Below are 13,121 nucleotides of genomic sequence, written 5' to 3'. Positions count from 1 at the left end.
ATGCTACGAACCCAGACCCAGCTGTTCATGGCCTTCCTGCGCATCGGCCTGTTCGGTTTCGGCGGCGGTCCGTCGATGATCCCGCTGGTCCATCAGGAGGTGGTCAAGCGCCACGCCTGGATGGACGACGAGGCGTTCGCCGACGTGCTGGCGATCGGCAACACCCTGCCCGGGCCGATCGCCACCAAGATGGCCGGCTACATCGGCTACCGGGTCGGCGGCGTGCCGGGTGCGCTCAACGCCGTGGTCGCGGTGATCGTGCCGGTGATCGTGGCGATGATCGCGCTGCTCGGCCTGTACGCCCGTCACGGCGACCAGCGCTGGGTACAGGGCATGGGCCAGGGCGTTGTGCCGGTGGTGATGGTGATGATGGCCAAGCTGACCTGGGATTTCTTCGCCAAGTCCCGGGCCAGCCTCGGCTGGCTCGTGACGCTGGCGATGGGCGTCGTCTCCGGCGGGCTGATCTACTGGCTCGACGTGCACCCGGGGCTGGTGATCGGAGCGCTCCTGCTCGCCGCGCTGCTGCGCCCCGAGCCGCGCCGCACGGCCAGCGAGGCGAGCGAATGATCTACTGGCAGCTGTTCCTGGCGTTCTTCATTCCCAACATCGTCGGCTACGGCGGCGGCCCGGCGATCATCCCGCTGATCGAGAACGAGGTGGTGGGCCACTACGGCTGGATGAGTTCCCAGGACTTCGCCGAGACCCTGGCGCTGGGCAACGCCCTGCCCAGCCCGATCGCCACCAAGATGGCCGGCTACATCGGCTACGACGTCGCCGGCGTGCCCGGGTCGCTGATCGCCACCTTCGCCACCGTCGCGCCCTCGCTGCTGTTGATGCTGGTCGCGCTGGGCACGCTGTACCGCTATCGCGACTCGGTCAAGGTCAGGTCGATGAGCCAGTGGGTGCGCCCGGTGGTGATGACGCTGATGGCCTACCTGACCTGGCGATTTCTCGACGAAGGGCTGGACACCGCCGGCGTGGTCCACACCGCGATCATCGCTGGCGTGGCCGGCGTTCTACTCCTGGCGACCCGGGTTCACCCGGCACTCGTCGTGTGTTTCGGGCTCGGCTACGGCGCCCTGCTACTCGGCTAGGGCGAGCGGAACCGGCCCGTTCGCGGTTCGGCGGCACGCCGCACGAACCAAGCAAGGCCCTCGAGGGCCAGCAACGACGCAATGAATCGATACGATGACCTACAAGGACAAAACAGCCATGTCATTACCGACTCCGCAGCACCCGAGCGAGCCCCGTCCCACGCGGCTCAAGCTGGCCATCGGCGGCCTGGTCCTGGGCACCGCGCTCGGCGCCACCGCCACGGCGCTGGCCCAGTCCGATAGCTATCCCGACAAGCCGGTGGAATTCATCGTGCCGTGGTCGCCGGGTGGCGGCAGCGACACCCTGATGCGCGTGATCTCCAACCATGCCGAGGAGTACCTGGGCCAGCCGATGCCGGTGATCAACATGCCCGGGGTCAGCGGCACCACCGGGCTCCAGGAGCTTGCCAAGCGCGATCCCGACGGCTACACGGTGGGCCAGATCCACGAAGGCCTGCTGGTCGCCAACCATACCCAGTTGACCCAGCTCAACTGGGATGACTTCACCCCGGTCGCCGCCATGACCGCCTCGCCGCAGTACCTGACGGTCAACGCCGACAGCCCCTGGCAGACCTTCGGCGAGTTCGTCGACTATGCAAAGGATAACCCCGGCGAGATACGCGTCGGCGTGACGCTGGGCGGCATTCCCCATGTCCACGCGGCAATGATGGAAGACGCCGAGAACCTGTCGTTCCGCTATGTCGGCTTCGAGGGCACCGGATCGCGCATCCGCGCTCTGGTGGGCGGCCATATCGACGCGGCGATCGGCGATATCGCCTCGAGCGGCGAATTCGTCAAGAACGGCGATCTGCGCTTTCTGGCGGTGGGCAGCACCGAACGGCAGGAAGAAAGCCCCGATGTGCCGACCTTCCAGGAGCTCGGCTACGACTCGCTCAGCCTCAATATCGTGCGCGGCCTGATCGCTCCCAAGGGTACCCCCGAGGACAGGGTCGCGGTGCTCGCCGACGCCATGCGGGAACTCTCCGGGGATGAGCAGTTCATCCAGGCGGTGCACAACGCCGGCGCCCAGGTGCACTTCGAAGGCCCCGAGGCGTTCGCCGACTACCTCGAGACCACCGACAAAACCATCGAGCGGCTGTCAGGGAAGCTGGCCAAATGAGCTCGCAGGCTCCCTCGCAGCAGACCCGGTCGTCGGACCGGGTCGCCGACCCCGATACCCGGCGCGCCAATGCGCTCGCCCATCTGCTGCTGAACGGCGTGCTGGTGGTGCTGTTCGGCGCGCTGTTCGTCCAAGCCGGGGCGCTGCCCTCGTCGATGTGGGAACCCCTCGGTTCGGGCAGCTTTCCGCGTCTGGTACTGGCCGTCCTGATGGTGATCAACCTGGGCATCATGGCCCAGGAGTGGCGACGCTATCGCGGTGCGCCGCGTGCCTCAGCGGGGCTGGTCAAGCGCTGGCTGTGGCGCCACCGACTGGCGCTCGGCGTGCTGGCGCTGTTCGCCCTGTACATCGTCGGCGTGCCGATGCTGGGCTTTCGCCTGGCCTCGCTGGCATTCCTGGTTCTGGTTCAGCTCGCGCTCGGCGTACGCCGCCCGCGTAGCCTGGCGATCGCCGCGGTCATTGCCGTGACGTTCTCGTTCGGCATCGACTGGCTGTTCCGGGATGTCTTCATCATCAGCCTTCCCCGCGGCCCGTTCGGCTGATTCCCGGCTGATCACACGGCTTCGCGACCGCCCTCGAGAGGAGAAGCAACATGACGGAAGCGCTGTTCGCCGGCATGGACCAGTTGTTCACGCTGCCGACCATGGCCACCATGCTGCTCGGCGTGGTCGCCGGCGTCATCGCCTCGGCGATTCCCGGCTTCACCATCACCATGGCCATCGTGCTGACCCTGCCGCTGACCTTCACCATGGACCCGCTGCAGGGCGTGGCGACCATGCTCGCGGTCTACGTCGGCGGCTATTCGGGCGGGCTGATCAGCGCCGCCCTGCTGGGCATTCCCGGCACGCCGTCATCGGTGGCCACCACCTTCGACGCCTTCCCGATGGCGCGCAGCGGCCAGCCCGGGCGCGCCCTAGCGCTGGGTATCTGGGCGTCGTTCTTCGGCGCCCTGGTCAGCGCAATCGTGCTGATCATCGCCGCCCCGCCGCTGGCGATGATCGCCGTCAAGCTGGGCGCCTGGGAGTATTTCTCGCTGATCGTCTTCGCCATGACGGTGGTCGCCAGCCTGGTCGGCAAGTCGATGCTCAAGGGGCTGATGACCGGCCTGCTGGGGCTGTTCATCGCCACCGTGGGCGCCGACCCGATGATGGGCGTGGCACGCTTCACCTTCGACTTCGACCTGCTCGCCAACGGCTTCCCCTTCCTGGTGGTGCTGATCGGCATCTTCGCCGTCAGCCAGTTGCTCCAGGAGGTCGAGGACGCCGACCAGATCAAGCACGGCAAGCAGCTGATTCCCGCCAACGTGGTCTTCAAGCCGCTCGACGCGCTGCGCGAGACGCTGGCCTACCCGGTCAACCTGATCCGCTCGTCGCTGGTCGGGGTGTTCATCGGCGCGGTACCCGGCGCCGGGGGCAGCATCGCCAACCTGCTGGCCTACGATCAGGCCAAACGCGCCTCCAAAACCCCCGAGAAGTTCGGCACCGGCGCACCCGAGGGGGTGATCGCCTCGGAGTCCGGCAACTCGGCGACCTCCGGCGGCGGGCTGATCCCGATGATCGCGCTGGGCATCCCGGGCAGCGCCGTCGACGCGGTGCTGATGGCCTCGCTGATGGTGCATGGCATCGGCATCGGTCCGCGGCTGATCCTCGACCACGGCGACCTGGTCTACGGCATGTTCATGGCCATGCTGCTGGCCGCGTTCATGGTGCTAGTGGTGTGCCTGTTCAGCATGCGCTTCTTCCTGCGCGTCACCGACGTGCCCCGCTCGGTGATCGTGCCGGTGGTGCTGGTGTGCTGCGTGGTCGGCGCCTTCGCCCTCAACAACCGCGTCACCGACATCTATCTGCTGCTCGGGGTGGGGATCTTCGGCTATATCCTCAGCAAGCTCGACTACCCGCTGGCGCCGCTGGTGCTCGGGGTGATCCTCGGGCCGATCGCCGAGACCAACCTGCGCCGCGCGCTGATGACCGACGAGAACTGGATGCTGTTCTTCACCCGGCCGATCTCGCTGACGCTATTGATCCTCGCCGCGGTGTCGGTCGCCTTCGCGATTCGCCATCGCCTGCGCCAGCGCCGCAGCGAGCAGACCGCCTGATCCGGCCCCCGGGGGCCGTCTCGAATACACCCTCGCAGACAACAAGGAAATCGCCATGGCATCCTCGCCCACGCTGGACCCACGTCCATCGCCCACAACGACGCTCAAGCTGGCCATTGCCGGCCTGAGTGTCGGCACCGCCCTGGCCGGCGCCTCCGTGGCGCTCGCCGCCGACCGGGGTGATGACGAGCGCCATGTGCACATCGCCGTCGACGTGCCCTACCCGCCGTTCGAGTACCGCAACGCCGACGGCGAGCTGGCAGGGTTCGAGATCGACCTGGGCAACGAACTCTGCCGACGCGCCAAGCTGGACTGCGAATGGGTCGTGCAGGGCTGGGACGGGATCATCCCCGGGCTGCTGGCCCGCAAGTACGACGCCATCCTGTCGTCGATGCGCATCACCCCGGCCCGCGAGAAGCAGGTGCGCTTCACCGATCCCTACGCCATGTCGCCCAAGGTGTGGGTAGCTCGCGCCGGCCATGACATCGCACTCGACGACCCGCAGTCCCTCGAAGGGCTGTCGGTAGGCATCCAGCGCGGCACCACCCAGGACAACTACGTCACCGAGCGCTACAGCGACAGCCTGGACATCCGCCGCTACGATACCGCCGCCGACGTCGCCCTGGACCTGGAATCCGGGCGCATCGACCTGGCTTTCATCAACTACCCGGTGGCGCTGGATACCCTGGACATCGGCGCGGGCGACGCCGGCTTCGTCCAGGTCGGGCCGCGCATCAACAGCCCCGAATCGATCTTCGGCCGCGGCAACGCCATCGCCGTGCGTCCCCGCGACGAAGCGCTCGCCGAGTCGTTCAACCGGGCGCTGGATGGCGTCTACGCCGACGGCACCTTCGTCGAGCTGATGGAACAGTACTTCGACTACGACCTGCGTCCCGCCTCGCGGTTGTGAGGCTCTGCCTCACCGGGCGCCCGGCCCGGTGAGGGTCCCGGATGGGGTTCTCCGCGTCAGGCCATCGCCTCGACATTGCGCCGGGTCGCCGCGATCAGCTCCTCGAACGCCGCGACGGCCGCCGCCACATCGCGCCGCCGCATGGCCGCCATCAGGGTCAGATGCTGGGGAAAACTGGCATCGAAGACCTGATGGCGATCGGCCGGGACGTCCCAGGAAACGTAGAGCTCGGCATGGATCACGCGGATCAGCTCGGTCAGCACGCGATTGCCGCTGGCGCGATAGATGGCCAGATGAAACGCGGCATCGGCCTCGTGGACGGCGAGAAAATCGTCGGCCTCACGAGCCTCCTGGTAGGCCTTCAAGTGTCCGTCCATCTCGTCGAGCTGTGCCTCGCTGGCATGTCGGGTCGCCAGGGCGATCGCCTTTTCCTCGAGCGCCTGGCGGACATCGAGCATCTCGAGCAGATGAGTGCGTGCATCGCCCACCGCGAGCGCCGAGAACAGCTGGAAAGTCTTCTGCTCGGCGACGAAGATACCCTTGCCGTTGATCACCTCGATCACACTCTCCGCCTCGAGCTTCTTGAGTCCTTCGCGTAGCGTCGAGCGTCCTACATCCAGACGTTTCATCCATTCGCCGACCGAGGGCAGCCGGTCACCGGCCACCAACTGATGTTCGGCGATGTAGGCGCCGATCTCGCCGGCGACGGTATCCGATAAGTAGAGTCGTTTCATGCTGTTGGCTGGACGCTCGGCGCGGCTGAAGAAATGGTCGATCCGACGTTAGCGGCAAATCCCGGCAGGTTCAATTGATCCCGGCCCGGTGCTGTGCTAATTCTACCTATCAGACAGGCTGACAGCCTATGGCAAACAATCGAGGCCCCGCGTGAACGTTCGAGACTCCGAAATCTGCACCCACGCCTTCGAGGATCATCAAGCTCACCACGGAGCAATGATCCCGCCCATCTACCAGACCAGCCTATTCACCTTTCCCGATCTCGAGACCTTCAGCCATTCCCAGCTCAAGGAGCGCGAACACTTCGTCTATAGCCGAGGGCTCAACCCCACGGTAAAGCTGCTCGAGGACAAGCTCGCCGCACTCGAGCGCGGCGAGCACTGCAAGGCCTTCGCCTCGGGCATGGGCGCGATCAGCGCGACGCTGATGACGCTGCTCGGACAGGGCGATCATGTGCTGCTGGTCAACCAGACCTATGGCCCCACCGTGGAACTGCTCGAACACCTGCGCGGGTTCGGCATCGAGTATCACACCACGGCCGGCGGCATGGACGAGATCGAGCGCGCGCTGCGCCCCGAGACGCGCCTGATCTACATCGAGAGCCCGTCGTCGATGCTGATGCAGGTCGCCGACCTGCGCGGCATCGCCGAGCTGGCCCGCGAGCGCGGCATACTCACCGCCATCGACAATACCTGGGCCACCCCGCTGTTTCAGAAACCGTTGACGCTGGGTATCGATCTGGCGATACACACCCTGTCGAAATACCTCGGCGGACACAGCGACGTGGTGGGTGGCGCAGTGGTCGGCCCACACGCGCTGATAGACCGGATCTTCGAACGCGGTCATCAGTTGCTGGGCGCCACCCTCTCGCCGCACAACGCCTTCCTGGTGCTGCGCGGGCTGCGCACGCTGCCGATCCGCATGCAGCAGCATCAGGCCAACGCCCTGCGCGTCATCGACTATCTCGAGCGCCAGCCCGAGGTCGCCCGAATCCATCACCCCAGCCGGTTGAGCGGCGATGCGCAGCGCCTCGCCCGGCACCAGCTCAGCGGTTACGCCGGCCTGCTCAGTCTCGAGCTCGCCGCCCCTGACTACGCCCGCATCGCGCGCTTCATCGACAGCCTGCGGATTTTCAAGATCGGCGTGAGCTGGGGCGGCTACGAGAGCCTGGCAATCTCGCCGCTGCGCCCCGACGGCAGCGGCGTGCCGCTGATTCGGCTGGCTGTCGGCCTGGAAGATAGCGAACTGTTGCTCGAGGACCTGCAACGAGGATTCAACGCCATCCGCACGTAACCCACCCCGACGGAGTGCATCATCATGACGGCATCGACACAAAAACAACCAAGCTTTCCGGCCTCCCTGGCACTGCTGGCGCTGGTCGCCTTCCTGATCGTCTACGGTATCGTCTTCGCCGGCTACCCGACCGAACTGGTGCTGATCGGCAGCGGCGTGGTGGCGACGCTGTTCGCCCTCTTCCACGGTCATCGCTGGGACGAGGTGATGGGCATCATGGCGGACAAGATCCGCACCGCACTGACTGCCATCCTGGTGCTCTACAGCATCGGACTGATCATCGGCACCTGGATGATCGGCGGCACGATTCCCTATTTCATCTACTACGGGCTCGAACTGATCGACCCGCGCTACCTGTACATCATGGCGTTCCTCGGCACCGCCATCGTCTCCACCTGCACCGGCACTTCATGGGGCTCGGCCGGCACCATCGGCGTGGCGATCATGGGCATCGCCGCGGCCATGGACGTGAACCTGGCGATCGCCGCGGGGGCGGTCATTTCCGGGGCCTACTTCGGGGACAAGCTGTCGCCGCTATCGGACACCACCATCATGGCCTCGATGGTGGTGGGCGTGGACCTCTACCGGCACATCCGCCACCTGATGTACACCTCGCTGCCAGCCTGCCTGGTCGCCGGGCTGGTCTACCTGATGCTGGGGCTGAACATGGATGTCGCCGGTGACAAGCCCGACACCATCGTGCAGACCACCCTGCAGCTCGAGTCGCTCTTCTACCTCGGCCCGATACTGCTGCTGCCGGCCCTGATCATCCTCGGCGGTTCGCTGTGGAAGAAACCCACCCTGGTGGTGCTGTTCCTGGCCGCACTGTGCGCCGTACTCCTCGCGCTCACCGTCCAGCAAATGCCGCTGGCGCTGATCGCCCAGGCGGCGGTGGAAGGCTTTGACGTGGCGATGCTCGGCGCGACCCAGCCGGCGTTGCAGACCGCCACGCTCAACGAGGCGCTGGTCACGCTGCTCAACCGCGGCGGCATCTACAGCATGCACGGTTCGGTGCTGTTCGTGTTCTGCGCATTCTTCTTCGCCTCGGCGCTCGAGGCCTCGGGGATCCTGAGGGTCGTGCTGCACAGGACGCTGGAATACGTGCGTTCGGCGACCGGCACGATTCTCGCCTCGCTGGCCGCCGCCATGTGCATCATTCTCGCCACCGGCAACAGCTACGTGACCTTCTTCCTGACCCGCGAGCTGTTCGCCCAACAGTACGCCAAGACCGACCTGCATCCGCTTAATCTGTCGCGCAGCCTGGAGGATGGCGGCATGATCCCCGAGCCACTGGCGCCGTGGACCGTATCCGCCGTGTACATGGCCGCAACGCTGGGCGTGGCCACCCTCGACTATGCGCCTTGGGCGCTGTTCAACTACACCGGCATCCTGTTTTCGGCATTGCTCGCGCTGCTGGGGCCATGGACGGGCTGGTTCGGGATTCGCCGCGGCCAGGCCGCACCGGCCACCGGCACGCCCCTGGCAGCGCACGGCGAGCCCGCCGGCAAGCCGCTCTAGACAGGGCGCATCATTCGCCCGATTTCTCGGCTCGCGGCGAAACCGTCGCGACCATGACTCGTCCTGGCCCCGCCATGCAGCGACCTGCCCGGGCTTGCGGGATGTCGCGGGTGGCGATGCTCGATAAATTCCACGGTCAGAGGGCGCCGGCCTATCCTGTGCTAGTGAAAATCGCGTCGGTTCAACTAGGCTAGACTTCGGCTTGATAACCCGAGGCCTAGCCGGCCGCGCCAACCACTTTCCAGAAAGCGCTCCATGACTTCAGAACCTAGCAACGGCAACCATGAAAGCAACAGCACCCCGTCGCCCAACCAGCGCTGGCCAAGCACGCTACCCACCTGGGTCGGCATCGGCATATTTATCTATCTTTCGGTATTCGCGCTCGGCTTTGCCCAGCTGTTTCTCGTGCCCGTGGTCCTGGCCTTTCTGCTGTCGATGGTCTTCAGCCCGATACGCCGTTTCTTCGACCGCCGAGGTCTATCCCAGGGGCTTTCGGCACTGATCATCATCACCTCGCTACTCGCCGGCTTGTTCGCGATCGCCGCCGCCCTGGCGGTGCCCGTCAGCGGCTGGATCAACAATGCGCCGCAGATAGAGATGCGCATAGAAGGCCGACTCAACGAGATAACCGGCCCGTTCAGCGAACTGTTCGAAGCCAAGGAAAAGCTCGACTCGATGGCGGATTCCGATTCATCGAGGGTCCAGCAGGTCGAAACGCAGGATGACAACCTCAGCCAGAAACTCGCGGCCCTCGTGCCCACCGTCATGACGCAGTTCCTGTTCACGCTGGTGCTCCTGCTGTTCCTGCTCGCCTCGGGCGACATGTTCTACGAGAAGCTGGTGCATATCATGCCGACTCTGCGCGACAAGAAACGCGCCGTGCGGATCACCCACGACATAGAGCGGAAGCTGTCGCGTTATCTGTTCACGATCACCGTCATCAATGCCGGCCTGGGCTTCGTCATCGCGATAGCGATGTGGGCCATGGGCATGCCCAGCCCGCTGGTCTTCGGAATCATCGCCTTCCTCTTCAACTTCGTGCCCTATCTCGGCGCCCTGGCCGGCATCGTCATCGCGACCATGGTCGCCATCGTGTCGTTCGACTGGATCGGCTGGGCACCGATCGTCGCCGGCACTTATTTCTTCCTGACGACGCTCGAGGGCCAGCTCATCACCCCCTACTTCGTCGGCCGCAGCTTGCGGCTCAACACCGTGGTGGTCTTTCTGACCATCTCGTTCTGGGCCTGGCTCTGGTCCGTCGTCGGCATGATCGTCGCCGTCCCCCTGCTGGTCGCGGTCAAGACGCTCAGCGAGCACATCGACGGCCTCGAGCCGCTCGGCCACTTTCTCAGCGAACGCCATGCCGAACGACAGGCCGCGGCGACTGCCAGCGATCAATAAAGGCGCTTGATGAAGTCGTCGGCGGGTGGTGGAAACAACGAAGGTCCGTGTCGAGACACGGACCTTGCCGGTCATTCACGATATTCTGCCGCCAGCTGCCCAGCATCACTGCCTGCTGGATCCCACGGCCCGGAGCGACGGGTCAGAATTCCAGGCAGATCTTGCCGAAGTGCTTCTGGCCTTCCTGATGGCGGAACGCGTCGGCGATCTCGTCGAGTGCGAAGCGCCGATCGATTACCGGCCGCAGGCCGCTGATCTCGATGGCGCGAATCATCTCGATCTGCTCCTGACGGCTGCCCACGATCAACCCCTTGAGCGAGGCCTGCTTGGCCATCAGCTTGGCGGTGGGCACCTCGCCGCCACGCCCGGTCAAGACACCGATCAGCGCGATATGCCCGCCAATACGCACCGCCTCGATCGACTGCGGCAGCGTGCCAGGACCGCCGACCTCGATGACGTGGTCGACGCCACGCCCCTCGGTGAGCTGCTTGACGCGCTTGCCCCACTCCGGCTCGCTCTTGTAGTTGAGCGTGTGGTCGGCACCCAGCTCGCGCAGCTTGGCGATCTTGTCATCGGAGGACGAGGTGGCGATCACTGTCGCCCCCATCTGCTTGGCAAACTGCAACGCGAAGATCGACACCCCGCCGGTACCCAGCACCAGCACGCTGTCGCCGGGCTTGATGCCGCCGTCGACCACCAGTGCGCGCCAGGCGGTGAGCCCGGCGGTGGTCAGCGTCGCCGCCTCGGCATGGCTGTAGCCCGCCGGTGCATGGGTGAACCAGCTCGCCGGACGCACCACCTGCTCGCGAGCATAGCCGTCGACGCCATCGCCGGGCACGGTCTTGAAGTCGCCGACCATCGCCGGGCCGGTCTGCCAGGAAGGGAAGAAGCCCGAGACCACGTCGTCACCGACCCGGAACTCCTCGACGCCCTCGCCGACCGCCTCTACGACACCGGCGCCGTCGGACATCGGAATGCGTCCATCCTCGGTAGGCATCGCCCCCGAGACCACGCCATAGTCGTGATAGTTGAGCGAACTGGCATGAATGCGCACGCGGATCTCGCCCGGACCGGGATCGCCGGGTGCGTCCCGCTCAGCGACTTCGAGGCGATCCAGCCCGCCGGGGCTTTGCAGTGTTACGACCTTCATGACGCTCTCCTTGGCTGATTGACTGCTGTCCATCTCTGTCAATGGCGGCCTGAGGCGCAAACTTCAATACATCGCCAGCCTATCGGCCATTCAGCGACCATTGGAAAGCCGCCGCGAATTGGCGGTGGTGCGCCGATGCAGGGGCTTCATGGTGCGCTGGCTGGTTATCCACCAGGGCGAGAACTGGCCGGTGGCCATGCCCAGCATGGCCTTTTGCATCTCGAAGCCGACCTCCATGCAGGCCTCGAGCTTCTCGGTCACCATGCGCTGGTTCTCCCTGATCATCCTGGCGTCGGTGGGCGCCTGGGTGGACCAGAGGTTGTTGCGCATGGCGATCGTCGACAGCGACGTGGACCACAGCTCGAAAGCCGTGATGCCGACCTTCCAGACATCGAACATGTCGGCGGGATTCATGGGGAAAGCGGGGAACGGTTGTTTCTTGCGCATGAGGACATTCCTTTGTGTGGCGAAGCGATCCTGGAGGCAAACGACTGCCTCTCACCTTCATACGCCGAGCCACGCTGCCCCGCAACAATCCAGGTTGCACCGGCGCAAATAAACTTTCGGCTTTACCGCGAGAAATCGACAAGTCACAACAAGGGCCACGTCCACCGACCCGGCGGGCATGCCGAACCGGCGCGTCGAGAGGCGTTCATGGTGCCTAGACCGGCGCCTGAGGTGTCTCGCCGGGGTGATCGGCCATGGCCCGCAGGATATCGCAAAAGCAACGTACCGGCTCACTGAGCGATTCGTTCTTGCGGGTCAGGATGCCGAAGGGCGATAGCGTCTTGCCCACCGCGATGGGCAGGGCCTTGATCGCACCGAACCCCAGATAGTCGCGCAGCACCGATTCGGGCATCGCCAGGACACCGTCGCCGCGCTTGACCAGTTGCAACGCGGCAAAGATCGAACCGCACTCGATGATATCGCGGGGCGACATCAGTCCGGCAAGCTCGAACTCCTTTTCCAGAACCTGGCGCGCCGGGCTTTCCAGCGGTTGCAGGATCCAGGGCCATTCATCGAGCAGCGTGGCCAACGAGAGCGAGCGTTCATTGGCCAGGGGATGGCCGCTACGCACCACGGCCAGCATCGTTTCGTTACCCAGCGACTCGAAGTCGAACAGGTTGTGCTGCAGTGCCGTCACGTAGCGGGCGATGGCGATGTCGATCTTGTTCTGGGCCAGCAACTCCACCAACTGGTCGCTGGTCTCGCCCAGCATGCGCACCTGCAACAACGGCCGCTGACGCTTCATCTCGATAACCGCTTCCGCCACCAGATCCGGTGCCGCGCCCATGATCGTCCCCAGCACCAGCTGGCCCTGGTCGCCCAGCTGATGGCGGTGCAAGGCCTCGGCGCAACGACCGAGCCGGTTCAACGCACTGTCAGCGAACTCGATCAGCACCTCGCCCAGCCGGGTCGGCCTGACCCCCCGGCTCGTGCGCTCGAACAGCTGACACTCGAAGGTGGCCTCGATCTCGCGCAACATGCGCGTCGCCGCCGGCTGCGACATGTTCAGCGCGCGTGCCACCTGGTGCAGGTTGCGATGTTCATCGAGCAGGGCGATCAGCAGCAGGTGCTTGTAGCGCAGCCGATTGAGCAGCATCGCCTGGCGGGTCGAATCCGACATGGGAGCGTTCCTGGTCGAGGAGGTAATCAGCCTACCGATAACGGCTGTCTATCTCAGCTTCGAGCCCTGCGACATTGGTCTAACTGGCTTGTACTCCCTGTATAGCAAGGCCGGGCTGTAAGTCGCATGGCTCTGCTGGTCGATGCCTTCCGATACCCAAAAGGTATCGAGCGTGACG

13 protein-coding genes are annotated in these 13,121 nt (G+C 65.2%); 9 read left to right on the top strand and 4 right to left on the bottom strand.

Features of this window, described 5'->3' with window-relative positions:
* The 6 genes from HR9077_RS20690 to HR9077_RS20665 all read left to right on the top strand — a co-directional run bounded on the left by HR9077_RS20690 (window position 1) and on the right by HR9077_RS20665 (window position 5,219).
* Entirely contained in the window at window positions 1-567 is a 567-nt protein-coding gene (locus HR9077_RS20690) for a chromate transporter (RefSeq protein WP_136069185.1), read from the top strand.
* On the top strand, window positions 564-1,094 hold the full coding sequence (locus tag HR9077_RS20685; protein WP_136069184.1) for a chromate transporter: 531 nt from the start codon (window positions 564-566) through the stop codon (window positions 1,092-1,094). The genes HR9077_RS20690 and HR9077_RS20685 overlap by 4 nt, the downstream gene beginning before the upstream one ends.
* Window positions 1,095-1,212: 118 nt before the next feature.
* Window positions 1,213-2,214 carry a Bug family tripartite tricarboxylate transporter substrate binding protein gene (locus HR9077_RS20680; protein WP_136069183.1) on the top strand — a complete coding sequence of 334 codons (1,002 nt, stop codon included), beginning with the start codon at window positions 1,213-1,215 and terminating at the stop codon, window positions 2,212-2,214.
* Window positions 2,211-2,756 carry a tripartite tricarboxylate transporter TctB family protein gene (locus tag HR9077_RS20675; RefSeq protein ID WP_136069182.1) on the top strand — a complete coding sequence of 182 codons (546 nt, stop codon included), beginning with the start codon at window positions 2,211-2,213 and terminating at the stop codon, window positions 2,754-2,756. The genes HR9077_RS20680 and HR9077_RS20675 overlap by 4 nt, the downstream gene beginning before the upstream one ends.
* A 50-nt stretch (window positions 2,757-2,806) precedes the next feature.
* Window positions 2,807-4,309 (top strand): tripartite tricarboxylate transporter permease, encoded by a 1,503-nt coding sequence (locus HR9077_RS20670; protein ID WP_244613393.1) that lies wholly within the window; start codon window positions 2,807-2,809, stop codon window positions 4,307-4,309.
* A gap of 55 nt (window positions 4,310-4,364) precedes the next feature.
* Window positions 4,365-5,219 (top strand): transporter substrate-binding domain-containing protein, encoded by an 855-nt coding sequence (locus HR9077_RS20665; RefSeq protein ID WP_136069181.1) that lies wholly within the window; start codon window positions 4,365-4,367, stop codon window positions 5,217-5,219.
* Window positions 5,220-5,275: 56 nt separating this feature from the next.
* Here HR9077_RS20665 and HR9077_RS20660 read toward each other — a convergent pair whose 3' ends face one another.
* On the bottom strand, window positions 5,276-5,953 hold the full coding sequence (locus HR9077_RS20660) for a FadR/GntR family transcriptional regulator (protein ID WP_136069180.1): 678 nt from the start codon (window positions 5,951-5,953) through the stop codon (window positions 5,276-5,278).
* Between the two features lie 151 nt (window positions 5,954-6,104).
* Between HR9077_RS20660 and HR9077_RS20655 the strand changes: the two genes are divergently transcribed.
* The 3 genes from HR9077_RS20655 (at window position 6,105) to HR9077_RS20645 (ending at window position 10,166) form a co-directional block, all read left to right on the top strand.
* On the top strand, window positions 6,105-7,247 hold the full coding sequence (locus HR9077_RS20655; RefSeq protein WP_136069179.1) for a trans-sulfuration enzyme family protein: 1,143 nt from the start codon (window positions 6,105-6,107) through the stop codon (window positions 7,245-7,247).
* A 24-nt stretch (window positions 7,248-7,271) separates the two neighbouring features.
* On the top strand, window positions 7,272-8,765 hold the full coding sequence (gene nhaC / locus HR9077_RS20650) for a Na+/H+ antiporter NhaC (protein ID WP_136069178.1): 1,494 nt from the start codon (window positions 7,272-7,274) through the stop codon (window positions 8,763-8,765).
* A gap of 255 nt (window positions 8,766-9,020) precedes the next feature.
* Entirely contained in the window at window positions 9,021-10,166 is a 1,146-nt protein-coding gene (locus HR9077_RS20645; protein ID WP_136069177.1) for an AI-2E family transporter, read from the top strand.
* Between the two features lie 142 nt (window positions 10,167-10,308).
* Here the strand turns inward: HR9077_RS20645 and HR9077_RS20640 are convergent, their stop codons facing one another.
* The 3 genes from HR9077_RS20640 to HR9077_RS20630 all read right to left on the bottom strand — a co-directional run bounded on the left by HR9077_RS20640 (window position 10,309) and on the right by HR9077_RS20630 (window position 12,943).
* Window positions 10,309-11,316 carry a zinc-dependent alcohol dehydrogenase family protein gene (locus tag HR9077_RS20640; RefSeq protein ID WP_136069176.1) on the bottom strand — a complete coding sequence of 336 codons (1,008 nt, stop codon included), beginning with the start codon at window positions 11,314-11,316 and terminating at the stop codon, window positions 10,309-10,311.
* A gap of 90 nt (window positions 11,317-11,406) precedes the next feature.
* A complete protein-coding gene (locus HR9077_RS20635; protein WP_348532940.1) occupies window positions 11,407-11,763 on the bottom strand; it encodes a hypothetical protein in 357 nt (118 codons plus the stop codon).
* Between the two features lie 214 nt (window positions 11,764-11,977).
* On the bottom strand, window positions 11,978-12,943 hold the full coding sequence (locus HR9077_RS20630; protein ID WP_136069175.1) for a LysR family transcriptional regulator: 966 nt from the start codon (window positions 12,941-12,943) through the stop codon (window positions 11,978-11,980).
* Window positions 12,944-13,121: the final 178 nt, after the last annotated feature.

This window comes from Modicisalibacter radicis, from assembly GCF_900961225.1.
Classification (GTDB): Bacteria; Pseudomonadota; Gammaproteobacteria; order Pseudomonadales; family Halomonadaceae; genus Modicisalibacter.
This window is presented reverse-complemented; position numbering and strand designations above follow the sequence as displayed.